This window comes from Paenibacillus albidus (assembly GCF_014644435.1).
GTDB lineage: Bacteria > Bacillota > Bacilli > Paenibacillales > Paenibacillaceae > Paenibacillus_AQ > Paenibacillus_AQ albidus.
Map to the genome: position 1 here is coordinate 185,426 of NZ_BMKR01000003.1, position 22,495 is coordinate 207,920.

The 22,495-nt window shown below is 50.9% G+C and carries 25 protein-coding genes; 6 read left to right on the top strand and 19 right to left on the bottom strand.

The window, feature by feature from the left end; translation table 11 throughout:
- Positions 1–214: 214 nt before the first annotated feature.
- Together IEY53_RS04255 and IEY53_RS04260 are read right to left on the bottom strand one after the other, a co-directional pair.
- A complete protein-coding gene (locus IEY53_RS04255) occupies positions 215–490 on the bottom strand; it encodes a hypothetical protein (protein WP_189022365.1) in 276 nt (91 codons plus the stop codon).
- Complete coding sequence (locus tag IEY53_RS04260; protein ID WP_189022599.1) at positions 478–816, bottom strand: helix-turn-helix domain-containing protein; 339 nt, start codon at positions 814–816, stop codon at positions 478–480. The genes IEY53_RS04255 and IEY53_RS04260 overlap by 13 nt, the downstream gene beginning before the upstream one ends.
- A 386-nt stretch (positions 817–1,202) precedes the next feature.
- Between IEY53_RS04260 and IEY53_RS04265 the strand changes: the two genes are divergently transcribed.
- The 3 genes from IEY53_RS04265 to IEY53_RS36005 are packed head-to-tail and all read left to right on the top strand — an operon-like array spanning position 1,203 to position 3,127.
- Complete coding sequence (locus tag IEY53_RS04265) at positions 1,203–1,577, top strand: GntR family transcriptional regulator (protein WP_189022366.1); 375 nt, start codon at positions 1,203–1,205, stop codon at positions 1,575–1,577.
- Between the two features lie 4 nt (positions 1,578–1,581).
- Positions 1,582–2,454, top strand: a complete 873-nt coding sequence (locus IEY53_RS04270) for an ABC transporter ATP-binding protein (RefSeq protein WP_229695976.1) — start codon at positions 1,582–1,584, stop codon at positions 2,452–2,454.
- Between the two features lie 34 nt (positions 2,455–2,488).
- Entirely contained in the window at positions 2,489–3,127 is a 639-nt protein-coding gene (locus IEY53_RS36005; protein ID WP_373293801.1) for an ABC-2 transporter permease, read from the top strand.
- Between the two features lie 378 nt (positions 3,128–3,505).
- On the opposite strand, the gene IEY53_RS04280 is transcribed toward IEY53_RS36005, so the two are convergent.
- The 3 genes from IEY53_RS04280 to IEY53_RS04290 all read right to left on the bottom strand — a co-directional run bounded on the left by IEY53_RS04280 (position 3,506) and on the right by IEY53_RS04290 (position 5,379).
- Positions 3,506–4,090, bottom strand: coding sequence for a 50S ribosomal protein L25 (locus tag IEY53_RS04280; RefSeq protein WP_189022369.1), 585 nt, complete (start codon positions 4,088–4,090; stop codon positions 3,506–3,508).
- 82 nt (positions 4,091–4,172) lie between these two features.
- Entirely contained in the window at positions 4,173–5,117 is a 945-nt protein-coding gene (locus tag IEY53_RS04285; RefSeq protein ID WP_189022370.1) for a DUF1861 family protein, read from the bottom strand.
- A complete protein-coding gene (locus IEY53_RS04290; RefSeq protein WP_229695977.1) occupies positions 5,083–5,379 on the bottom strand; it encodes a helix-turn-helix domain-containing protein in 297 nt (98 codons plus the stop codon). The genes IEY53_RS04285 and IEY53_RS04290 overlap by 35 nt, the downstream gene beginning before the upstream one ends.
- 219 nt (positions 5,380–5,598) lie before the next feature.
- On the opposite strand from IEY53_RS04290, the gene IEY53_RS04295 reads away from it, so the two are divergent.
- Genes IEY53_RS04295 through IEY53_RS04305 form a run of 3 tightly spaced genes read left to right on the top strand, consistent with a single transcriptional unit; the run spans position 5,599 to position 8,962 of the window.
- Positions 5,599–6,780 (top strand): glycosyltransferase family 4 protein, encoded by a 1,182-nt coding sequence (locus IEY53_RS04295; RefSeq protein ID WP_189022371.1) that lies wholly within the window; start codon positions 5,599–5,601, stop codon positions 6,778–6,780.
- Positions 6,781–7,890 carry a glycosyltransferase gene (locus IEY53_RS04300; RefSeq protein WP_229695978.1) on the top strand — a complete coding sequence of 370 codons (1,110 nt, stop codon included), beginning with the start codon at positions 6,781–6,783 and terminating at the stop codon, positions 7,888–7,890.
- Positions 7,883–8,962 carry a mannose-1-phosphate guanylyltransferase gene (locus tag IEY53_RS04305; protein WP_189022372.1) on the top strand — a complete coding sequence of 360 codons (1,080 nt, stop codon included), beginning with the start codon at positions 7,883–7,885 and terminating at the stop codon, positions 8,960–8,962. Before IEY53_RS04300 ends, IEY53_RS04305 begins: the two co-directional genes overlap by 8 nt.
- Before the next feature lie 49 nt (positions 8,963–9,011).
- Here the strand turns inward: IEY53_RS04305 and IEY53_RS04310 are convergent, their stop codons facing one another.
- The 14 genes from IEY53_RS04310 to IEY53_RS04375 all read right to left on the bottom strand — a co-directional run bounded on the left by IEY53_RS04310 (position 9,012) and on the right by IEY53_RS04375 (position 22,290).
- A complete protein-coding gene (locus tag IEY53_RS04310) occupies positions 9,012–9,260 on the bottom strand; it encodes a DUF6953 family protein (RefSeq protein ID WP_189022373.1) in 249 nt (82 codons plus the stop codon).
- A gap of 42 nt (positions 9,261–9,302) precedes the next feature.
- Positions 9,303–9,617, bottom strand: coding sequence for a hypothetical protein (locus tag IEY53_RS04315; RefSeq protein ID WP_189022374.1), 315 nt, complete (start codon positions 9,615–9,617; stop codon positions 9,303–9,305).
- Between the two features lie 142 nt (positions 9,618–9,759).
- Positions 9,760–10,803, bottom strand: coding sequence for an ABC transporter ATP-binding protein (locus IEY53_RS04320; protein WP_189022375.1), 1,044 nt, complete (start codon positions 10,801–10,803; stop codon positions 9,760–9,762).
- Positions 10,800–11,603, bottom strand: a complete 804-nt coding sequence (locus tag IEY53_RS04325; protein WP_189022376.1) for an ABC transporter permease — start codon at positions 11,601–11,603, stop codon at positions 10,800–10,802. The genes IEY53_RS04320 and IEY53_RS04325 overlap by 4 nt, the downstream gene beginning before the upstream one ends.
- Entirely contained in the window at positions 11,600–12,523 is a 924-nt protein-coding gene (locus tag IEY53_RS04330) for an ABC transporter permease (RefSeq protein WP_189022377.1), read from the bottom strand. Before IEY53_RS04330 ends, IEY53_RS04325 begins: the two co-directional genes overlap by 4 nt.
- A gap of 77 nt (positions 12,524–12,600) precedes the next feature.
- The gene (locus tag IEY53_RS04335) at positions 12,601–13,713 is read right to left on the bottom strand and encodes an ABC transporter substrate-binding protein (protein ID WP_189022378.1); all 1,113 of its coding nucleotides are present in this window, start codon (positions 13,711–13,713) and stop codon (positions 12,601–12,603) included.
- Positions 13,714–13,972: 259 nt separating this feature from the next.
- On the bottom strand, positions 13,973–14,749 hold the full coding sequence (locus IEY53_RS04340) for an ABC transporter permease (RefSeq protein WP_189022379.1): 777 nt from the start codon (positions 14,747–14,749) through the stop codon (positions 13,973–13,975).
- A gap of 40 nt (positions 14,750–14,789) precedes the next feature.
- Positions 14,790–15,569: an ABC transporter ATP-binding protein gene (locus tag IEY53_RS04345; RefSeq protein ID WP_189022380.1), complete on the bottom strand. Its 780-nt coding sequence runs from the start codon at positions 15,567–15,569 to the stop codon at positions 14,790–14,792.
- Between the two features lie 13 nt (positions 15,570–15,582).
- Positions 15,583–16,611 carry an ABC transporter substrate-binding protein gene (locus IEY53_RS04350; RefSeq protein ID WP_189022381.1) on the bottom strand — a complete coding sequence of 343 codons (1,029 nt, stop codon included), beginning with the start codon at positions 16,609–16,611 and terminating at the stop codon, positions 15,583–15,585.
- A gap of 11 nt (positions 16,612–16,622) precedes the next feature.
- On the bottom strand, positions 16,623–18,095 hold the full coding sequence (locus IEY53_RS04355; RefSeq protein ID WP_189022382.1) for an aryl-sulfate sulfotransferase: 1,473 nt from the start codon (positions 18,093–18,095) through the stop codon (positions 16,623–16,625).
- A gap of 60 nt (positions 18,096–18,155) precedes the next feature.
- Positions 18,156–18,701: a MarR family winged helix-turn-helix transcriptional regulator gene (locus IEY53_RS04360; RefSeq protein WP_189022605.1), complete on the bottom strand. Its 546-nt coding sequence runs from the start codon at positions 18,699–18,701 to the stop codon at positions 18,156–18,158.
- A gap of 199 nt (positions 18,702–18,900) precedes the next feature.
- Positions 18,901–20,013, bottom strand: coding sequence for a TolB family protein (locus IEY53_RS04365; protein WP_189022383.1), 1,113 nt, complete (start codon positions 20,011–20,013; stop codon positions 18,901–18,903).
- 106 nt (positions 20,014–20,119) lie between these two features.
- Positions 20,120–21,598 (bottom strand): sensor histidine kinase, encoded by a 1,479-nt coding sequence (locus IEY53_RS04370; protein WP_189022384.1) that lies wholly within the window; start codon positions 21,596–21,598, stop codon positions 20,120–20,122.
- Positions 21,595–22,290, bottom strand: a complete 696-nt coding sequence (locus IEY53_RS04375; protein ID WP_189022385.1) for a response regulator transcription factor — start codon at positions 22,288–22,290, stop codon at positions 21,595–21,597. The genes IEY53_RS04370 and IEY53_RS04375 overlap by 4 nt, the downstream gene beginning before the upstream one ends.
- Positions 22,291–22,495 lie beyond the last annotated feature (205 nt).

The following is a 22,495-nucleotide window of genomic DNA, read 5'->3' on the forward strand; positions in this document are numbered from 1 at the left end:
CGCCACCTCAGGTTCACTGCATTCCGGGCTGGACTTTGCCTGCAGGCCCTTCGGATTCTTCCTCACGGAAGACACCCTGCCAATCCCACACGTAAGTGCCGGATTTTTGCTTCGGCTACGGCACTTTAAAGGGTAAAGTTACCGGGTGGATTTGAACCACCTAGATAGTGCGACTGTGAGACGCACATAAAAACGGGAAATCTCACTGCGGATTTCACTGCGGTCTATAGGGCTCACCTCCTGTCGTCGGGTGTGGTAATAAAGCTTCATCGTAAAGGCGCATGTCCGGCCCCGGTGAAGCTGCCGTGTCTAATCCATAGCCTGCCACCCGGGCGGCAATGACCGCTGTATTCACGGAAAGTCCATCGGCACGGCGGCGGACAATCGCTTCCTGCAGGCTGCTCACGGCCACGTCCAGTCCATAGCGATCCAACAGATCCTTCACCATACGCAAGGCTTGTCGTAGCCCGCTGCGATTCAGATCATCCATGATTCGTTTTTTTTAAACTCAAATGCCGGATCGTTTGATTCCTTCCACGTTTTCGTGTTTTGGTGGGTAATTCGGGCTTCGCTCAAGATTATCCGGAGCGTTTCGATGGAAATAGAAGACACGATTTTGCGTTCCTCTACCGCTTGTTTCAATTTAGAAAGCGACCAATTCGTAAACGGATAGCCCGCTGTTTGGGGTGGAATTTGAGCGAGCTTAACCATTTCACTCCGTTCTTCTGGAGTGAAAGTGGGCAGACGTCCTCCACCATACTTGGGTTTCAATGAGGGCAGGCCCTCCTGATTAAATCGATGAATGGTATGCCTGATAGGCGGTTGCCTTCTTCCTGGGTTAAGTCACGAACAAAAACAGTCATATCGCTCACCTCGAGAGAGTTGGATTTACGTGTTATTACCCGTTTTCCCAACTATGATCTCGGATGGGGCACTAGGTGTTTATTAATTCAGAGTAGATCGCAAGTCTATCGCCTCCATAGCTGCCCATATATCTGAATTCATTCTTTATGTTGCAGTTCGTTTTTAGAATCCTGAGACAAATCCAATCAGATAAAAAACAGATATCCCCAAATACTCAAAGATATCCTAAATAACCTGGGATTAAACTCAAAAAAAAACAATAGTTGACAATATAAAATTCTAAGTGTAAGTTGTAAGTGTATATATCATACATACACAAAATTTATAAAGAGGTCAACATGGACATTTCAATTTTATTCTCTCTAAAGCAACCCATTTATGAGCAGATTGTTACTCAGATTGTTGCGCAAATATTAAATGGTGAACTAAGGGAAGAAGATCAACTCCCCTCAATAAGAAAGCTTGCAAGTGAACTAAAGGTAAGTGTGATTACTACTAAACGTGCCTATGAAGAATTGGAAAGGGCAGGTTATGTTCACACTGTCACAGGAAAAGGTACCTTCATCGCCTATCAAGACAAGGAGAACGTCAAACTTAACCAAATAGAGGTGATCAAGAATGAATTAAGACGTATTGTCCCAGATTGCAAAAAATATAACATTCAACTTACAGAACTACAGAAGATAATGCAGCTTATTTATGAGGAGGGGTAATATTTTGAAGGAAACAGAGAATATTTTGGAGGTAACCAATGTTTGTAAAAAACTAAAAAATTTCGAATTGCAGCAAGTAAGTTTCTCCCTCAAACGAGGTTATATCATGGGATTTATAGGTCCTAATGGTGCAGGGAAAAGTACCACGATTAGATGTATGATGGGCTTGTCACATATCGATAGCGGCAATATTAAATTATTTAACAACGATTTCCATACCAACATGAAGGCACTTAAGCAAAATATAGGCTTTGTATATGACCAAAATGTTTTTTTCGAAGACTTAACCGTAGAGAAAAATAAAAAAGTAATTTCAATGTACTATGACCAATGGGACGACAAGGCTTTCTACGACTACATTGAAAAATTTGATGTGCCCCTATCAACGCCAGTGAAATCCCTATCCAAAGGGACAGCTATGAAATTCGCATTAGCGGTAGCACTTTCACATAATGCTGAGCTTATTATTATGGACGAACCTACATCCGGACTTGATCCTATTTTCAGGAAAGAGCTGCTTGAAGTTTTGCTTGAAGTTATTCAGGATGCTAATAAAGCTATTTTCTTCTCAACTCATAATATTTCCGATTTAGAACATATAGCGGACTATATCACATTTATTTTTGATGGAAATGTCCAATTCTGCAAAGAAACAGAAACTGTACTTGATGAATATGTCATTGTAAAAGGTCCCAAAAGCTTACAAGAGCTTGTAGAAGTCCATTGTCCCCTCTCTACTAAGCTGACCTCTCTTGGGTTCGAAGCATTCATGAAAAAAGAACAACTAGCATCGCTCAATACCAACTTAGAATTTAAAATTGAACGACCTTCCTTAGAAGACATTATGTATAATCTTGTTAAATCCAAGAAAAGATAAAGGAGACCTTTACTCTATGTTTAACTTACTTTTCATGGAAGTATACACCCAAAAGAAAATAGCCTTTTTCATTCCAATTATTATGCTTCCTTTTTTCTTTACACTCGATGATGTTATATCTAAGGGTGGTATCCTTTCGACTATTATCTTCAGTTTCACAGTCGGATTTATCAGTTACTTTCAAACAAGTTACTCAAATTCAAATACTGGAGAGACTGAAAAACTCCAATACAGATTATTATTAAGCCTACCAGTATCCAGAAAAATGCTTATAAGTTCTAAATATCTCATGACCTGTATATGGTGGTTAATAACTTACATTTGGTTAATCGCAGTACTTTTTTTATTGAAATATGTTTTCAGTATTCAAATGAACCAACCCATATTAAATTGGGAAGTAACTTTTGTATCTTTTTGCAGCGCCTATTTTATGAGTTCCCTCTTTTATCCTCTCTACTACAAATTCGGGTATAAGATAGCCAATATAATCGGCATTATGTTATTTGTTATCGGTTCAAACTTTGCAGGGAAAATAGGGTTATTAAACAAAGATAACAATTTCATCTCGTTTATATTCGACTATCCACTAGTTGCTTTTTCTACTTTTACGATCGCCTTTGTTTTGATCACATTTATTACATCCCTTTACATTTTCACTAAAACAGATTATTAAACGTTCATAGGAATTCAATCAAAATACTGTGAGGTATATTATATGAAACCTAAAAATTCGAAGTCCTTTTCATTTGTAATGATGACTGTATTTATTATTATATCAATAGCTCAATTTATCGATGGAAACACTATAGTTGCTATTTTCCCTCTTATATGCGCTTTAGTCTTTGCATATAAAGGTTTATCATGAACAGGTAGTTATCGAAATCATCTATAGAATCCTTTGCTCTTCATTTGATCCCTAGAGATAGCTCCCATTTTGGGCATGAAAAAGCCTCCAGACTCCATAAGGAGAATAGAGGCTTTTAGCATCGGGTCGCTATCAACTTGGGGCTTATACATACAGATGTGATAACTGCTTTATTTTGCAACTTTATTAGGCAGGTGTAACATCTGCCGCTTCTTCGGCTTCATCATGCACCGTTTTGATCTGGATCATCACAGTATCCGGATCTGTCAGCACTTCAATTCCGCCTTGGAAAATCAGATCGGAGACGAGCAATTGATCGCCAATGTCCAGTCCGCTGATATCCACTTCCATGGATGTAGGAAGATCTTCCGGCATGCAGCGAACTTCCACTTCATAGATTTCGACCTGAAGCGTACCGCCTGATTTGATACCCACGGCTTCTCCGGCAAAATGGATCGTTACCTTGCTGTCCATACTTTTTTTCATATTGACATGCTGAAAATCGATATGCAGCATTTTACCGGACAAAGTGTCCTTCTGAATGTGCTGAACGATGACCGGCACTTCCAGATCGTCTCCAACCTTGCCTTGCAGAATGGCCCGGGGATTCTTTTTTAGAATATTCAATAGTTCTTTCTCGTTGACTTCCAGCGTCAGAGTCTCTTTACCAATACCATATAATACGGCTGGAACACGCCCCTGTTTTCTTGCTGCGTTGATGTTGGACTTTGTCTCCACCGTACGTTTGTTGAATTGAATAAACTTACTCATTTGTTTTCCCGCTCTCTTCGACCATAAATTCTTGTCATTTCCAGTTTAACATGACCATATAATCTAGTCAAATTAGATACTATCAACATTCGTATTCGTCAAAAGGGTCCGGGATCTCGATCTGATACGCCTCTGCATCACTGACTCCTACGGACAACACGGCCCGCCCGGAGCCTAAACGCTGCAGTCCTCCGCTAAAAATCACATCCTTCAGTTCCTTGCGTTTGCCGGGTCCAGCCGGAAAATCGCTTCTGGTCGCAATAATTCGAATCGGCGTGGTCTCAAAGGTCTCCGGGTTCAGCGAGAACACCATCGCATAATAATGTTTGTCTCCGGAGGGGTCAAAGCAGGCAATATGCCCCAGGACGCCCACATGGCCCCCCCGCAGCAAATGCGCTTCGTTCGCCCCGCCCCACTCTTCGGGAACAAATTGGTCATGGAGCACTTCCGCATGGATAAAGGTCTGTTCATTTAATTCTTCAAGGGAAGGGATAATCGTGAAGCCTATCTGTCCCCGTCCACCCCGCTCTCCCTGCGGCCGGGTAAATACGCCTACTCTGCCGTCTGCCAGTTCAATTAGCCGGATATCCTTCATCGTGCCGGGGCCAGACGAGAAATGAGTCAGCGAATCGATGTGGTAGCCACGGTAAAACTGGGTAACCCAGGACACGATTTTCTGCGGGTCATGGGCTGCCGTAATCACCTCAACTCCGCCTACGATCAGTTCTCCCCTGATCCGGGTCCAGAACGGGTCCTGCAGATTATACGTATGTGTATGCACACGCGGACTCCAAACCTCATTTTTACATGTAAAAAAGAAGACTTGAGAGAACTCGCTGTCCCGTTCCTCAACTCTTCCCATTAGTACCTCCTCCCCGTTGTACTGAAACGGGGCCGTTATATTGTAGACATCCCGGTATCCTACACCGGCAAACGTCAGCTTATTCACTCTCGTAGCGCGGAGCCCGGCATGGTATGTATCCAGAAGCTGCTTACAGGTTGCCGTTTTTGCCGGATTCCTTGTCATCGCTGTCCTCCTCATAATCATTTGACCGATCGATAGCCCAATCATTATCTTCCGCGTCCATGGCAATAAGCTCGCCGGGCTGGACATTAAAGTATACACAAAGCTTCAGGAGCAAATCCCTGGGATATTGCACCATTTCATTTTTATACATCCGGCGCACGGAATCAAAGTGGTAATTGACCTCTTTCGCGAGCCTGCGTATGGATAGGTTCGGGTCATGCTTCTCCATGACCTCACTCAGTTTGCTGCGTATGACTGGCATTCACACACCTCCTATTCTAATATATCCGCAGTCCCCCCGGAGAGTCAATTAAATTGACAAGATAAACTGGTCATGATACAGTTAGGGCAAGAAACCACCATTTGCAACATTTTTAGGTTTATTCAATAAAATACCCTTTCCCTATTCAGAAAATAAAGCCTACTTTATTTTCTTTTTTTGTATCCAGCCAATCGCAAGTCTATTAGGGAGGCTCTTTGAATGAAGAATATAGCCCGTAATCAAAATGTCGTATTTCTGGGGACCAGTCTGCCGCGGGAATGCGGCATCGCTACTTTTACACAGGATTTATTGGATGCATTTGTGCACATTCCCGGCTTTAATACTCCCCGCATCATTGCCGTCAACAATAATGAAACCTATCACTATGAGCAGCAGGTCCTGCGGGAGATTGACCAGCATAAGCTGGCGGATTATATAGATACGGCCGATTTCCTGAATACTTCCGATGTGGATCTCCTCGTCATCCAGCATGAGTTCGGTATTTACGGCGGAGAAAGCGGAGAATACCTGCTGCCCTTCGCCCAGCGGCTGAGTGTACCGTATGTTGTCATTTTCCACACTGTGCTAACCAAACCTTCCCCCAAGCAGCAGCATATTATCCAGCGTCTCGCCGAGCTAAGCGCCCAGGTTGTGACGATGGCCCAGTCCACCGTTGCTGATTTGACTGCCATCTATGGCCTTGAAGCGGCCAAAATCACTTTCATTCATCATGGTGTTCCTGATGTTAAGACGGCCTCCCGTGAAGCCCTCAAACAGCAATACGGCTTTGCGGGCCGCAAAATCCTCTCCACCTTTGGTTTCCTAAGCCCCGGCAAGGGGATTGAGTACAGTATTGAAGCTATGCGCGGCGTGGTGAAACAGCACCCCGATTCGCTCTATATCATTTGGGGCAAAACCCATCCGGTAGTGAAGCTGGAAACCGGAGAAGTCTACCGGCAGATGCTGATGGACCGGGTGGACGCCTTCGACTTGCAGTCCAATGTCCTTTTTGTCGACAAGCTGCTGACCCAGGAAGAAGTCATTCAGTCGCTGGTAATGTCAGATATCTACATGACTCCCTATCTGGGCAAAGATCAAGCCGTTAGCGGCACCCTTGCCTATGGGGTCGGATATGGCCGGGTAATCGTGTCCACTCCTTACCGTTACGCTCAGGAAATGCTTGCGGAGGGCCGCGGCCTGCTTGCAGAATTCCGTGATTCCGCTTCCCTTGAAGCCTGTATTCTGCAATTGCTGGGCAACCCTTCCCTGGTGAAAGAGATGGAAGACCGCACGCTTAAGCTCGGAATAACCATGCGCTGGAACGAAATTGCCAAGCTCTACGCTGCCCTGTTCCAGAAGAACATCAAACAGCCGGCACTTACGAAACGGAGTGTGATTTAAATGATAGAAGCACCTGCAATGCCAAAGTATGAGCCGGGTTATATGCGGAGAATAACGGATGATACAGGGATTTTTCAGCATACCAAATTCGGGGTTCCCGACCGTTCCAAAGGCTACACCACAGATGATAACGCCCGGGCCTTGATTGCAGCGGTCCTGATGTACAATCACTCCAAGGACCCTGTCGCACTTGATCTGATTCATACGTATATCTCTTTTGTTCACCACGCCCAGACGGCGGAGGGGAATTTCAGAAACTTTATGGATTACAACCGGTCGTTCATGGAAGACAAAGGCTCCGAGGATTGCCAGGGACGCACATTATGGGCGCTCGGGTTCGCCTTGTCGCATTCGGCCTCCCTGCCCGATAATATAATGAATACCTGCCGGTATTTAGTCAATCAGGCTCTTCCGCATGTGGAAGCTCTCAGCTCCCCCCGGGCGGGAGCCTACGCTATTATCGGTCTAAGTTACCTTATTGAGACACCCGGAGCTCTGACCTATGCCTTTCCTTACTCTCACACGCCCAGCACTGCGGAGGAAGCGGCCTTTCTGCCCCGGGCGGTGATCGTTGATCTGATCGAAAAGATAGCCGTCCGCCTGCACGATCAGTATACCCGCTATAAGGGAAACGGCTGGAACTGGTTCGAGGACAGCATCACCTACGGTAACTCCATGCTGCCATGGGCCCTGCTGCGGGCGTTCCGTATTTCGGCTAATGACAGCTTGAAGGAAACGGCCAAAGAAGGCCTGGATTTCCTGGCCTTCACTACCTTCTCCAGCAAAGGCTACTATAAGCCAATCGGCAGCCACGGCTGGTTGCTGCGGGACGGCAAGGCCGCTCCTTACGACGAGCAGCCGATTGAAGCCTGCGAGATGCTGCTGGCCTGCCGGGAAGCTGCTGAAGTCCTTGAGGATAAGACCTATCTGGAGCAGGCTGAATTATGCTACAGATGGTATCTCGGGCATAATTCCTTGAACATGTCCTTAATAGATCCGCAAACCGGGGCCTGTTATGATGGTATTCATGCCGCAGGGCTCAACCTGAATCAGGGCTCAGAGAGCATCATTTCCTTCTCCATTGCCCATCTGGTGATGCATCATGAATAAATTCGCCACGATCCTGGCCGGCGGCGGCGGCACCCGATTCTGGCCGCTCTCGCGGCAGGAAATTCCGAAGCAGCTGCTGAATATCAGCGGCAATGATATCATGCTGAATGATACCATCGAACGTTTCAAAGGAATTATCCCTCAGGAAAATACCGTTATTGTCACGAACCGCACACAAGCGGTTCTGCTGGAGAGCATTATGCACAGCAGTGTGCTGAAGCATAATATTCTGATTGAACCTGTAGCGCGGAATACAGCCGCCAGCATCCTTTTTGCCGCCATGTCCATCGAGAAATCGCACGGAGATTCCTTAATGGTGGTGTTACCTTCCGATCATTATATAACGGATGAGACACAGTTCCGGCTGACGCTGGACGAGGCCTGTACGGTCGCCATGGAGACGGACAATATCGTTACGATCGGCATTAAGCCAACCTTCGCTTCTACCGGCTACGGATATATTGCTTATGACCAAAAAGCTGTCTCTGCACAGCCTGTGGCCGTGTATGAGGTAGCCGAATTCGTGGAGAAGCCCAATTTCCAGAAAGCACAGGGCTATTTGGCTTCAGGTAATTATTTGTGGAACAGCGGAATATTCATCTGGAAGACATCCGTGATTATAGAGCATTTCCAGCGTTATCTGCCGAGACTGTACAAGATGATGCTGCCGATTGGCGAGGCGCTGGGTACAGAGCAGGAGGCTGATGTTCTGGAATCCGTGTATCCGACGCTGCAAAATATTTCGATTGACTACGGCATTCTGGAGCGTTCCGATGAAGTCGTGGTGCTGTCCGGGCAATTCGGCTGGAATGATATCGGCAGCTGGGATGCGCTGGGCGCCATTTTCCCTCCCGATGATGAGGGCAACATTATCAAGGCCAATCACATCGGTATTGATACGCGCCATTCGATCATCTATGGCAACGGCAGGCTGATTACGACTATTGGCGTCGAGGGTTTCATCATTGCGGATACTGGAGATGCGCTGCTCATCTGTCCCAAGGACAAAGCGCAGTCCGTTAAAGAGATTGTAGATTTACTGAAGGACAAAGGAATGACTGAATATATCTGAGCATAGATTTTTAAAAAACGGCCATCCCAGTTGCACGGATGGCCGTTTCTTATGTCCAGGCCCACAGAAATCCGTCCCGGTCCCAAGCGATTCTTCCGCCATGCAGCTTGCGGAAGGCTTTCTTTACGTCTTTGGACAAGGAGGCGTTGCCGTTCTCATTCACAAACACAAATTGCTCGCCAAAATTGGCCTTCACATATTCTATGGCAGCCGTCTGGTACAAGGTTCCTGTAAAGCGGATTTCCTTGACCATCCATTCCGCAACTTCCTGGGCGGTGGCCTCCGGCGTTTCTCCCATAACATCCTGCTCCTTTTTACGCTTCGCTCCTGAAATTATGCCTTATACCGGGTATGTTGGGTGATCGTTGCGTGGCTTTTGCGCTGCGCTCACCATCAGCAGAATACCCGAAATCAAGTGCATTACCCAGCCCACAATAGGGATCCAAGCTATCAGGGAAGTCAAAATACCAACTACTGAGCCGTAAAAAGGCTCTCTGTTCTTAGAAGACAAAATCAGTGTAATTAAATGCAGAATAAACATCAATCCCAGAGCACTATAGCCACTCCCAATGACCAGTGCGCCTCCCAAGAAAGGGATCGCCAATACAATTTCAAACGCCCCCGTAAGCCATTTCAATACTCTTGAACTACTCACAAACATTCCCCCAGTAAGTGTAGGTAAAATATACTAATGATTATACATGGATACTTAAGCAACAACTACCATTTTATCTATTCCAACAAAAATATAATTTATTCCCAGCATCATTCGACATATTCTGCATAGATATCGGTGGTTAAGCACCTTCCCGCTCCAAATGCAGCAGCTGGGACGGGTCCAGGGCCAGTGTGACGTTATCTTTTTCCTGTATCCGCAGCCAGCGTCCGTCGTTCAACTGATCGACCGTCAAGCGGATACCGGCTGTGTCCACTGTCAGACGAATAATGTTGCCCAGCACCGATACGGAATGTACAGAACCGCCTGCCAAGATGCAGCCTTCGACCGCTTCCGTGCGTCCTTCCCCTTCCCGCAACAGCGTAATCGCTTCAGGACGGATGGCGAACCGGTCAGCTGTACTGTCGACGTTCCGGAACAGCAGCAGCGCCTCCGCCCGGGTCAAAACGTTGTAGCTGCCCATGAAACGGGCAACAAATTCGGTGCGCGGCGCTGTGTAAAGCGCCTCCGGTGAACCGTCCTGCACAATACGGCCTTGATTCATGATGCAGATCCGGTCCGACAGAATGAGCGCTTCCTCCTGGTCATGTGTGACGAATAATGTTGTCATGCGAAGCCGTTTTTGAATCTCACGGATCTCTGCCCGGAGATTCTTGCGGATTTTGGCGTCCAAGGCGCTCAGCGGTTCATCCAGCAGCAGCACTTTGGGCTGCACGGCCAACGACCGGGCCAAGGCAACCCGCTGCTGCTGTCCACCGGACAGAGACTGCGGATAGACATCATGTTTCTCTTCTAAATCGACCAGAGCCAGCAGCTCCTCACAGCGGCTGCGCCGCGCCGGTCTGGCGATTCCGCGCATCTTCATTCCGTACTCCACGTTCTCGCTGACGGTCAGATTGGGGAACAGCGCATAGGACTGAAAGACCATGCCGACCTGTCTGCTGCGGGGCGGCTGCTTCGCAAGATCCTTATTCTCCAGCAGGATCCGGCCGCCATCCAGTTCGGCTAGACCGGCAATACAGCGCAGCAGAGTGCTTTTCCCACAGCCGGAGGGCCCCAGCAGCGTTACGAGCTCGCCCTCACGAATGCTCAGATCTACGTGGTCCAGCACACGGGTCTCCCCGAACATTTTCCGCACACCCTGCAGCTGCAAATAATCGTTCATTTGCTCACCTCTCCTCCCATTCTTCGGCCAAGCTTCATAAGCACCATGGACAACATGAGAATAAACACGAAATAAGAGATGGCGATGGCACTGGCCAGATGCCCGCTTTCCCCCACCCGCTGGTACAGATAGACCTGAATAGTCTTGATATGTCCTCCGACCAGCATATTGGTCAGCACAAACTCGCCAAATAGAACAGAAAAGGACAAGAGGGAGGAGACGATAATTCCAGGCCAAATATTGGGCAAAATCACGGTCAGAAAAGCTGTCCGCCGCCGGGCACCCAGCAGTTCAGCCGCTTGCAGCAGTTCTACGGCTGAAACGGTCAGCAGACTATTCCGGATTCCCTGATACATATAAGGAAGTATGACGACGAAGTAGGCTCCGACCAGCAAATAAGCGGTTCCGGCAATATCGAGCGGCCCTGAAGAATACGTGCGGATAAGCCCGACTGCCGCTACGACACCGGGCACAGCATAAGGCAGAACCACAAGCCCTTTCATGAAATGCTCCCAATGCGGGAAATAGACTGTAATGGCAAATACCGCAGGCAGCATGACAACCAGGCTCAGCGCCACGCTGATCAGGCATAAATACAAAGAGGTCCACAGCGCCGACAGGAAACGGAGATCCCCCAGCAGCTCGCTGAACCAGCTAAAAGTCCAGGCCGTGGGCAGCAGGCTGTCCTGCCAATCCCGGGCCAGGGCGTAGAGCCCCGTTGCCAGCAGAGGGAGCAGCAGATATGCCATGAACAGCAGCATCACAATACGCGGGGCAAAGCCCGCTTTTCGTATATTCATTGGCCCAGCTCCTTCCGGACGGCTGGCCTTAGCCGGAGTGAAACCTTGCCGTTCGAGCCTGTCTTGGCCGCCGGTCCGAATCCGAAACTCTCTGCATGCCTCGCCATCCGTTGATTCAGATAAACGGCAAGCAGCGTGGTCAGGGCCAGCAGGACCGCCAAAGTACTGCCCATTTGCGGCTGGGTAACTACATCGCCCGCAACCAGGGCGCCGATCCGCACAGCCAGCAGATTATAATTGCCGCCGACCAGAGCATAGGCTGTGGCATAAGCCCCCATGGCATTGGCGAACAAAATGCCTAGCGTGCCAAAGATGGCCGGAGCCAGAATCGGCAGGCCGATGGTCTTCCAGAACTGCCAGCGGCCCGCTCCCAGCAAAGCCGCCGCCTCCCTCCACTGCTCCCTGATCCCGTAGAACGAGGGATACAGCAGCAGTAAAGCCAGCGGAGCCTGGAAGTAGATGTAGACGAGTACCAGCCCGGACCAGCTGTACAGATTGAAATCGCCGAAGATATCCCAGCCCCACTGCTTAAACAGCAATGTGAATACTCCATTGTTGCCAAGCAGAATAATGTAGGCAAAGGCCAGCGGAACACCGGCAAAATTGGAGGTCATATTCGTCAGCATAAGCAGCCGGTCCCGCACCCTGGAAGTAAAGCGGGTAATGCAATACGCGCACAACAACCCGGCAGCAATGCCAATCAGGCTGGAGGTGATGGAGATCAGCAGGCTGTTTTTGATCGCCTGCATATAATAGGCGCTTTGCAGGGCGTGCAGATAATTGCCCAGTGTAAAGCCGGTCCCGTCCTCTTGGCGGAAGCTGCCTGCCAGCATGGATACTGCAGGCACAAGCTGAAAGGCCAGCACCATCAGCAGAAAGGGGAGCAGGGCCAGAATAACGCCGCGGTTTCTTGGTTTCATCGTATACGCTCCTCAGGGCCGAATCGAACAGCGGACGCTTTCGGCATAAAGACGAAGGCGCCCGCTGTTTTTAATGCCTAGTTCAAATGCACAAGCACCCGTTCCTGCCACAACTGCGGAATGCTTTTGGCTGTCTCTTCCCAAGCCTTGTAGTCTGCGACAGGTTTCGCGTTGATATATTCATCTGCCGGCAGCAGCTTGGCGGCCACATCGTCGGGCAGCAGTACATTGTCGCGGATTGGACGGGCGTAACCTTTAGCCAGATTAATCTGTCCGGCATCGCTCAGAATATATTCACGCGTAAGCTTGGCTGCGTTGGGGTGCGGCGCCCATTTGTTGATGAGGGTCGCATACCCGCTCACGACACTGCCCTCCTGCGGAATCGTCACCGCGAAGCCGTCCTTGTTGATTTGATCCCTGTAGTTCAGCGCATTGAAATCCCACAGCAACGTGACCTCTACTTCACCCTTCTCAATATTGGCCAGCGAAGCTTCTGCATTGGAGAGCCGCCCCTTCTTGGCCAGCTCCTCGAAAAAAGCGAGCCCCGGTTCGATATTCGACTCATCGCCGCCGAAGGCCATCGCCGCCGCAAGAACCGCCATCTGGGCCTGCGCCGCTTTGGTTACATCACCGACGATGATCTTGTAGTCGCCATTCTTCAAATCCTCCCAGCTCTTGGGAGGACTCCCGACAAGCTTGGTGTTCGTCAGCAAGGAAATCGTGCCTTGATAACCAACGATCCAGTGGCCGTCAGCATCTTTGGCCCAGCCCGGAATCTCGTCCCAGTAAGAGGTCTTATACGGCTGCGTAACTCCCTTATCCACCGCCACTGGACCAAAGGCGATCCCGACGTCCCCGATATCGGCGGTCGGTTTATCCTGTTCCGCCTCAAACTTGGCAATCTCTTCTGCACTCGACATATCTGTATCTGAATGTGCCAGACCGTATTTGCTGTTCACATCCGCCCAGGTATCCTTCCAGTTGGCCCAGGAGTCCGGCATCCCGACACTGACCACGCTGCCCTCTTCCTTAGCTTTGGCCTCAATCTCGGTTAGAGTAAGCTCGGGGTTTCCCGCATTTCCGTTCGTTTGATCAGCCTTGGCTTCCGAATTCCCGCAAGCAGCAAGCAACAGGACGAGCAAGGATAGCGCAAGAACAGTCAACTGGTATTTCCTGAATTCTTTTATCATCGTTTCCCCTTCACTCCTATTTCTTATTGTGGGCTTTCCCTGTGATCCAAGCTGTCTCTACCCTACTGAAGTATAGGAAGGCACTGTTTACGGGGAATTAAGGGAAATAGGAATATTTGTAAAACAGAGCGGGGAATGTAAAGCTGTAGTTGCAGGAGATTTCGCCCGCTGGCGGGGCTGGGAGATCGGATGCCAGCATGAAAAAGCTGCCTGAATCCAGGCAGCTTCCATTCTGATCCTTACCTGCATCCTCACTCCCTTACCTTCTCTTCGCCGCAACACTGACTACGCCGTAGCGGTACAGTACTTTTTTACCGAACCAGTTGAAGACCCGGTCTGTAAAAAAACCCATGAATCCCAGGCAGAACAGGCCAACAAAAATCCAGTCCGTGCGGAAGAACAGCCGCGAGTTCCAGATCAGATAGCCTACCCCTTCGTTCGAGGCAATCATCTCCGCACCGATAATCGCCATATAAGAGGTGCCCATAGCCAGCCGGACCCCGGTGAAAATATAGGGGATCGTCGCAGGCACGATCACATGCAGCAGAATCTGCCACTCGCTGGCGCCCATGCTGTGGGCAGAACGGATTTTGTCATCCTCGACTGACATCACACCCGTCAGGGTGTTCAGCACCACGATAAAGAAGGTGGCATACATAATCAGCGCGATTTTGGACTGCTCTCCAATGCCAAACCAGACCAGGAACAGCGTGATAAAAGCGATGGGCGGAATGAAGCGGATAAAATTCAGAAACGGCTCCGCAAAGATGCGGATTACATTCACCTTCCCGATGATCAGCCCTACGGGGATCGCGATTAGACTGCCAAGTACCCAGCCCACGAGCACCCGGTAAAAGCTGATGCCGATGTACTGCATCAATGTCCCGTCCTCCAGCAGCTCACGGCCGCCGAGCAGCGTGGTCCAGGGTCCCGGGATGACATCGGGTCCGTAGATAACGGCGCCAAGCTGCCAAATGCAGAGCGCAGCCAGCCACAGCAAAGTGACGGACACCCATTTTTTCTCGACCCATTTCATGATGTGTTGCCCCCAATCTTATCCTTCGTAATTCATCCTGTTATTCTTCAAAATGGCTCTGAATCCGGTTATAGAGCGCGTAGAATTCCGACGCAGCCACATCCCGCGGGTAGGCCAGCGTATTGTCGTAAATATCGGTGATATTAGAGGACGGACCTACTGACATAATGCCGATTCGCTCCCCGAGCAACAGCGCTTCCTGAATATCATGCGTTACAAAAATAACCGTCTTATGCGTCTCCCGCCAGATCTGCACAAGTTCCTTTTGCATCGTGCGGCGGGTCATGGCATCCAGGGCACCGAACGGCTCATCCATGAGCAGAATTGCCGGATCATTGGCGAGCACCCTGGCCAGCTGCACACGCTGCTTCATGCCGCCCGACAATTCCTTCGGAAATTTCTCCTCGTGTCCGTTCAATCCAACCAGCCCGATATAACGGTCTGAGACGGATCGCCTTTCGGAGCGCGGCATTTTCTTCATCCGCAATCCAAACTCCACATTCTCACGCACGGTCAACCAGGGGAAAAGCGATGAGTCTGCCTGCTGGAACACAACCGCCCGGTCGCTGCCCGGCTTATTTACCTCGGTATTGCCTACCCGCAGCCGCCCCCCGGATTTGGAGACAAATCCGGCGATCATATTCAGCAGCGTGGACTTGCCGCAGCCGCTTGGCCCCAGCAGCACGAAGAATTCTCCGCCGCGGATGACCAGGTTCACATCCTTGATAATGTAATGCACATCTGTAACCGCGGCTCCCACGTTATAGCTTTTGCGGAGCTGTTCAATATGAATAGTGTGCGAAGTGGCAGGCAGACTCATATGGATCCTCCTCCTATTTCTGATACGTAGCTTCTTCCGGCAGCGCCTGCTTGAGCGCCGCCAGATTCAGCTTACTGTCCAAATCGAACTCCTGGGCAATGATGCCTGTGTCCACCATATATTTCTTCTGATTCGCCAGACTGTCGTAAGCCGCCTGTGAGAATCCCAGATGCCACGGGTTGTTCGGCAGATCCTTCAGCGTGGCCTCCTTCGGCTGCTTCACTTCCTTGAACATCAGATCAGCCACCTCTTCCGGGTGCTCCTGGGCGTAAGTTCCCGCTTCGTCCACAGCTGCGAGAAAGGCGGCCACGCCATCCGGGTTCTGCTTCAGAAATTCATCGCTTGTCACAATCCCCATCCCCAGCCGCACATTGGTCTTGGACATATCGGTAAGCTCATGCACGCCGTCAAGGGCCAGCAGCTTATCTGTGAGCGCCGAGCCGCTGAACCAAGCCGCGTCCACGTCACCTTGCTTCAAGGCAATATAAGCTTCGTCAAAAGCGCCCTGGCCGGTCAACGTCACAGTGCTCAAAGCGATTTTGTTCTCCTTCAAATACTCATCCCATAGGTAAGGAAGGAACGTGCCCCGCATAAAGCTCAGGTTCTTGCCCGCCAGGTCGCCGGGCTGCTGAATCTCATCCCGCACATACAACTTCCAGGACGAGGCCGCAGCATCCGTAGCCAGACCCGCCGAGGCAATGATCGAATACTCCCCCTTGGCAACTGCGTTCAACAGCGGGAAATCGGCTCCAAAAGCAACATCGACCTGCTTAATGAAGAGCGCATTTACTCCTTCAGCTGGTGTACCGAAATTTAATAATTCAGCCTCAATGCCATGTTTGGCAAAAATCCCTTGATCCACCGCAATGCGGAACGTCGGATTGGTGTTGATATCGGCCACCCTGATTTTAAGTGCCGCTTGCGCTGCATCGGCCGTGTCCCCGGACGGGACAGCATCTCCCTTGGAGCTGCACCCTGCCACAAGGATCGTAAGTGATAGGGATAAGAGCAGAAGCCCGGTATGGATGAATGTTTTTTTCATGCGGAACCACCTCATGGTCTTGAATTTGTCGTCTGTGACTTCTTGCTGTCGCCTTCATCAGTGGTGGCTACGCAAGCAGCGCCCTCCACGAACGGCAGGGTTCTAGCTACGCTTACGATGGAATCGGAGCCTTTCGGCGCCGCACCCGGCACTCTGAACTGTGAAATGTCGATCGGCTCGATCGCAGTCTCCTCAGGCTGTGCCAGTTGCGGCACCCAGTTGTATGGCACGCGGTAGGAACGATAGACCATATTCGTATTTCTGCGGTCGGTATAAGGCGAGATGTATTCCCATACAAGCTCATGGTCTGCCGTGATTTCGAACAGCCGCCCGTTGGAACCCTCTGTGATCAAGGTATTGCCATTCGGCAGACGCTGGGCCGAGCTGATGTAGGGACTGTAGAACTTATAAGAATCGGTTGGCACGGAGAAGCCCGCCTCCGCTGCGGTATATTGCCATTCAATTTCCAAGGAAACCGGGTTAATCTCCAGAATCCTGGAGTGATCGCGGAGCGCATTCTTTTGTCCAAAAGGAGAAGCCGGATTCGGAAGGCCGTAGCCGCCCCAGCCGCCGTTGTCGAACACCAGCAAATTGCCCTCGCCCGGCAGGCCCTTCGGAATGATATGAGCGTGATGCTGGCCGACGATCCAGTCGATATGCTTCACTTCCGGCAGTGAATAATCCGGTCCGAGCCGCCAGACGATAGCCCCGGTTTTTTTATCTGTAATCGCGATAATGTTCGCTTCTCTGGCATCCCAGATAATGTTGTCCGGATGGAAGCGCTCGTCACCCGCATCGTAGAATTTGTTCGGTCCGACATACGAAGCGGAGTTGATATGCAGCCAATCGCCTACGCCGCCGCCCAGATCGCCGAAAGAACGGGTATTGGGGTCACGGAAGAGGACGTTCTTGGCCGCTTCATCAAAGCCTAGTTCGGCAAAATGCTCATTCGCCGCCCACTCCCACACGATATTGCCTTCCCAATCAACCTCAACAATGGTGTCGTCTAGTAGCTGCTTGTCGGAAATTTCGCTGTTGTATAGATTCTTATGGGCCAGGATCAGCGTCTTGCCGCTGTTCGTTTGGGGCTCAAGCCCGGGCGCATAGTAACCGACCGGATTACCTTCCCGCTGGTAGTCATGATGCTGGCGGGCATACCAGAGGGGCTCATAGCCGGGATCTTCGATATGTTCGTAACTGTTGTACTTCCAGACAATATTTCCTTCAAAATCCACCTGTACCAGGTCCACATTGTCCTGAATGCCGAACTTCGGATCTCTGCGGCCTGTGCTGCCCAGCACATAACCACCCGGCAGGATTTTGGCCGGGAATCCGATCAGCCCTTGCCATATATGAACTTCTTTGCCGTTCATGTCGATCAGTACAACCCCTTCATCCCCTGCCTGATACACCGTGTAGCCGCTCCAGGCCTGGCCCGGTTTATACAATGTTGCTCCAGTTGGATATACTGTTGAGTGTCCCATAGTGATCTTGTCTCCCTTTTGTTTGGATAAAACGACCTTGTGACGCCATAGACATTCGTATTAGTAACTAAGGTAATTACTCATCTTCGCAGGCCGGGTCCGCTTCTGCTCAGGGTCCGGTGTTGCCGGAGTTTTGGCGTTCTGTTCCGCCAGTTCCAGAAGCGTCCCCGAGAACCCCTCCAGGTTCGCGATGATCCGCTCATAGAAGCGGCTCTGCAGCAGCAGCTCCTCCTCCGTAAACCCGTCGAACAGAAGCGTGATACACATTACCCCGACATTGCTGTTATGCTCATACATCGCCCGGCCCTTGTCCGTTACATCCAGCACCACCGTCCGGCGGTCGTCCTCCTTGCGCCTGCGCATCGTGTAGCCGCCTTTTTCCAGCTTGTCGCTGAGCGCTGTAATTGCCCCGGAGGTGAAATCCAGCTGTTCCGCCAGATCCCCGAGCCGCTGCTCTCCCTCACGGATAATCTTGTGCAAGATCAGCATCCCCGGCAGGCTGATGCCCTCGACGGTAATGCGGTCCCGCTCTTTGACAAATCTTCGCACCATCTTGCGGAACAGGTAATCCGCTTCCTCCAGCCGTTCCCAGTCTCTGTCTTCCATCGTTCCCTCTGCTTCCTGCCGGCCGGTAGACGCGAAAAAGACCCCCGGCACCATCCTGGCAAGGATAGGTGCGGGAGCCTTTGGCGGTCCAATCGGCTCTGTGCTGTATTATTTCACTGTTCATTTAATTATTGTTGAAGTATTGGTGTTATCACATATCCCTTTAATCATAGTTGTCAAGTATGAATTAATGGTTTTATTACGACAACGTAATCACATACGTAATAAACTGGTATGCCTCGCCCTTCCAGACCGTGGTGGTGCCAAGCAGCTTCTTGCCGGAGGGGCTCCAGCGCAGCTGGTCGGAGGCCTGCATCTCATCGGAGATTGGCGTCTGTTCGTTCGTCTCCACCTCAGTAATGAACAACCGGTTCTCATTGCCGTTCTCAGAACTGGTGGAGTAGGCCAGCTTACTGCCATCCGGGGACCAGTTGGTTCCGAAGATCTGGAATCCTGAGTAGACGGTGGACAGTTCATTGCCTGCACCATCCGTAACGAACAAGGTTACCTTGCCTGGAGCAACCCGCTTCTGCACTGCCAGCCTGCTGCCATCTGGAGAGGGAATCACCCACATGACACCCGTGCCCAGCACCTCGGAGGTCTTGGTCTGCGTATCATAGGCGATCAAACGGCTGTCTTCTTCGGCGGTAAAATAGATCTTGGTGCCGGACTGGATGACATTCGCCACGTATTTCGCTTCTGTCTGCATTGCCGGCTCACTCTTCCCGTACGCATCGACTCTGACCACCTTGCCCGCAACTGGCGGGAACTCGGAATACAGAACATGGGTGTTGTCGCTCCAAGTGCCTTCGCCCATCGCGATTTCACCCTCACCAGTCTTGACCGTATCTCCGGTCGCCAGATTCATAATGTAGCCGATTCCGGAAGATTCATAGCCCGCTTTGTAGAAAACGTACGTTTTGTCCGGCGACAGCAGTGCACCCCCGAGGTTGTCCTTGCCCTCTTTCAGCGGCGTCTGCTGACCCGAAGACAAATCGTACAGATAGAGATTCTGGGGGTAATGCTTTTGCCCATCCCAGATTTCCGCAGGAATCGCCTTGTTCTCCTGGCTGACCACAATCGAGTCTTCACTGGCCCAGTCCATCCCCCGCACGCCTTCGAGCTTGTCGATGCGTTCTAGCTTAAGCCGGGTGTAGACCGACTCCGCCTGGTTGTCCATAACCGTAATCCGGGTGCCCGATTTCTCTATCACTTCCTTGGACACTGTCTCGTCCGAACTGCATGCCGATAACAACAACAGCGCTGCTACGCTGAGCAGAACCCACTTCCTAGTGCCGAGCTTCTTCTTCATTTCTGTACGCCCCCTACATGTGTTGTACGCCTTCTTCAATATGGGCAATGTTACCACCGGAGTATTTCCAAACCCTCACCGGTTGTTTCCAAGTTGTAAACTTCACTTATGATTCCGCCGGAAAAGACAGCCGGAATGCTGAGCCCCCGCCCTCTATATCCAGCAGCTCTATGATCCCGTTCTGCTTCTCCACCAGAGTGCGAACCAGGGACAATCCAAGCCCCGTACCGCCCGATTGCCTTGAACGGTCACGGTTAACCGTATAGAACGGTTCAAAGATCTTATCTCTGGCCTCCGCCGGAATACCGATCCCGGAATCGCGGATCGTAATCCACACCCGGCCGTCCCTGGCTTCACTGCGGATATGCACATTCCCCTGTGTAACATTATATTTAATCGCATTATCGAGCAGATTGATCAAAATATGCATGAAGCTCTCCCGGTCCATCCAGATGTGAGACACCTGTGTATCGAGGGTAAGCGTCAGTCCGAAGCGTTCGGCCTTGCCACTCATGCGCCCGCATACTTCACGGAGCTCTCCGCCTACTTCCAGCAGTTCCGCCTGCGATTCAAAATCATATTTCTCCAGAGCGGTCAGCTGCAGCACCTTCTCGACCATCTCATAGAGCCGCTGCGTTTCTTTGGCGATGTTGACCTTGGCATCCTGCAGCAGCTTGGGGTCATCGTCATACATGTTCAACAGATCCACATACGCCTTGATCGAGGTGAGCGGTGTCTTGAATTCATGGCTGATATTGCCGATGTACTGCTTCTGCTGCTGCTCCAGCGCCTGAAGCTTCTGCACCGCCAGCTTCAGCTTGCGCTGCTCCTCGTCTTTGGCAGCAATGCTGCTCTCAATCTCCCGGCTCATGTAATAGATACCCTCCGCCAATTCGCCCAGCTCATCCGCGCGCTTCACCGGAGGAGCGGCGATATAATGAGCCTTCCGGATCTCCTCCGCAGCCAGCTTCAGCCGGCTAATCGCCACCGCCGCCCGGTTGAAATACAAATACCCGATAATAAAACTGAGCAGCAGCACGGCCAGTCCCGTAGTCAGGAACAGGTTCTTGAGTGTCTGCTGGAAGCTCAGTGAATCCTTCAGCGAATATTGCAGCTGCACCACCCCCATCTGCTTCTCTGGTCCTTGCAGCGGAGCGAGGTACAAAAGGGTATCCCCCCTACTCTGGTAGGCTATTTTATTCTGAAGCGCATAGGCCAGCGAGTCCTGCACCTCGCTTCGCCCGTCATCCCCCGGTCTGGACAGCTTGCCTTGAGCCGAGGAACCGGTTAGCCGGCCTTGCGCGTCATACAGCGTCACTTCCAGGCCGGTAAAACCGGCCAGCTCCACTGCCAGCTGCCGGCCCCGCTGCTTCATGAACTCCTGTGGCTCAAGCCGCGTCCCCGTATAATAGGTCTGCTTCACCCGCAGATTCACGGTCTTGACATGCTGAGCCAGATAACGCTCAGTCTGGGCCTGCTGGTTGCGGTCCACGCCGCGCAGCACGAAGAAGCTGAGCACACTTAAGGCCAGAATCAGCAGCAGCGCCAGAAACAGGCTGAATTTCAGCTTAATGCTGACTCTCATGGATAATCACCGGCCGGTACCGCCTTATATCCAACACCGTATACGGTTTGCAGCATATTCTGATAGGGCTCGCCGAGTTTTTTGCGCAGCCGCTGAATATGAATGTCCACCGTACGTGTCCCGCCGGCATAGTCCATCTCCCAGACCTGCTCCAGCAATTCCTCCCGCATATAGACCCGCTGGGGGTGGGAGAGCAGCAAGAGCAGCAGGTCGAATTCCTTCGGGGTCAGCTCCAGCAGCTCCCCGGCAATCTGGACCGTCCGCCGGTCAGCATGAACCTGAAGCGCTCCGTACCTAAGGCTTTCGGACTTTATCTCGCCTGTACGCTTCTCCAATCTGCGCAGCAGCGCCTTGACGCGGGCCAGCAGCTCGCGGATCTCGAACGGCTTGGTCATATAATCGTCTGCACCCAGCTCCAGCCCGACAATTTTATCGACAATATCATTCTTTACCGTCAGCAGGATAATGCCGATGTCGTCCCGGTCCTCCAGCTTCCGGCACACATCATATCCGCTCATCCGGGGCATCATCACATCCAGCACCATCACTCCCGGCTGAAAGGACTGTGCCTTGCGGAGCGCTTCCTCCCCGTCACCCGCCGTCTCCACTTCATATCCTTCACGCCGCAGCGCATAAGCAATGGCGCTTACAATGCCCGGCTCATCATCGACAACCAACACTTTTTTATTCATCCAAGTCACCTTTTCGCTTCCGATTTAGATAGAGCTTAAGTCCTGCTGCTAGTATACCTTTGTTGGATGCCAGACCCAAGAGGAACGAGGGTGGAGAATAATGGCGTTCCCCTGGCATTGCTTATTAACACCTGAAACCCGGGCAGCCTCACCAATGTTGTCCACAACTTGCAGAAAAAAATCTTTAGGTTATCTTAAACAATGA

What these genes read in the sequence shown, in the direction of transcription:
- IEY53_RS04355 (WP_189022382.1), bottom strand. Translation starts at nt 18,095, where the DNA reads ATGGGACACTCAACAGTATATCCAACTGGAGCAACATTGTATAAACCG.
- IEY53_RS04365 (WP_189022383.1), bottom strand. Translation starts at nt 20,013, where the DNA reads ATGAAGAAGAAGCTCGGCACTAGGAAGTGGGTTCTGCTCAGCGTAGCA.
- IEY53_RS04360 (WP_189022605.1), bottom strand. Translation starts at nt 18,701, where the DNA reads ATGGAAGACAGAGACTGGGAACGGCTGGAGGAAGCGGATTACCTGTTC.
- IEY53_RS04285 (WP_189022370.1), bottom strand. Translation starts at nt 5,117, where the DNA reads ATGACAAGGAATCCGGCAAAAACGGCAACCTGTAAGCAGCTTCTGGAT.
- IEY53_RS04300 (WP_229695978.1), top strand. Translation starts at nt 6,781, where the DNA reads ATGATAGAAGCACCTGCAATGCCAAAGTATGAGCCGGGTTATATGCGG.
- IEY53_RS04325 (WP_189022376.1), bottom strand. Translation starts at nt 11,603, where the DNA reads ATGAATATACGAAAAGCGGGCTTTGCCCCGCGTATTGTGATGCTGCTG.
- IEY53_RS04335 (WP_189022378.1), bottom strand. Translation starts at nt 13,713, where the DNA reads ATGATAAAAGAATTCAGGAAATACCAGTTGACTGTTCTTGCGCTATCC.
- IEY53_RS04345 (WP_189022380.1), bottom strand. Translation starts at nt 15,569, where the DNA reads ATGAGTCTGCCTGCCACTTCGCACACTATTCATATTGAACAGCTCCGC.
- IEY53_RS04375 (WP_189022385.1), bottom strand. Translation starts at nt 22,290, where the DNA reads ATGAATAAAAAAGTGTTGGTTGTCGATGATGAGCCGGGCATTGTAAGC.
- IEY53_RS04350 (WP_189022381.1), bottom strand. Translation starts at nt 16,611, where the DNA reads ATGAAAAAAACATTCATCCATACCGGGCTTCTGCTCTTATCCCTATCA.
- IEY53_RS04265 (WP_189022366.1), top strand. Translation starts at nt 1,203, where the DNA reads ATGGACATTTCAATTTTATTCTCTCTAAAGCAACCCATTTATGAGCAG.
- IEY53_RS04320 (WP_189022375.1), bottom strand. Translation starts at nt 10,803, where the DNA reads ATGAACGATTATTTGCAGCTGCAGGGTGTGCGGAAAATGTTCGGGGAG.
- IEY53_RS04280 (WP_189022369.1), bottom strand. Translation starts at nt 4,090, where the DNA reads ATGAGTAAGTTTATTCAATTCAACAAACGTACGGTGGAGACAAAGTCC.
- IEY53_RS04370 (WP_189022384.1), bottom strand. Translation starts at nt 21,598, where the DNA reads ATGAGAGTCAGCATTAAGCTGAAATTCAGCCTGTTTCTGGCGCTGCTG.
- IEY53_RS04330 (WP_189022377.1), bottom strand. Translation starts at nt 12,523, where the DNA reads ATGAAACCAAGAAACCGCGGCGTTATTCTGGCCCTGCTCCCCTTTCTG.
- IEY53_RS04295 (WP_189022371.1), top strand. Translation starts at nt 5,599, where the DNA reads ATGAAGAATATAGCCCGTAATCAAAATGTCGTATTTCTGGGGACCAGT.
- IEY53_RS04255 (WP_189022365.1), bottom strand. Translation starts at nt 490, where the DNA reads ATGGATGATCTGAATCGCAGCGGGCTACGACAAGCCTTGCGTATGGTG.
- IEY53_RS04305 (WP_189022372.1), top strand. Translation starts at nt 7,883, where the DNA reads ATGAATAAATTCGCCACGATCCTGGCCGGCGGCGGCGGCACCCGATTC.
- IEY53_RS36005 (WP_373293801.1), top strand. Translation starts at nt 2,489, where the DNA reads ATGGAAGTATACACCCAAAAGAAAATAGCCTTTTTCATTCCAATTATT.
- IEY53_RS04340 (WP_189022379.1), bottom strand. Translation starts at nt 14,749, where the DNA reads ATGAAATGGGTCGAGAAAAAATGGGTGTCCGTCACTTTGCTGTGGCTG.
- IEY53_RS04310 (WP_189022373.1), bottom strand. Translation starts at nt 9,260, where the DNA reads ATGGGAGAAACGCCGGAGGCCACCGCCCAGGAAGTTGCGGAATGGATG.
- IEY53_RS04290 (WP_229695977.1), bottom strand. Translation starts at nt 5,379, where the DNA reads ATGCCAGTCATACGCAGCAAACTGAGTGAGGTCATGGAGAAGCATGAC.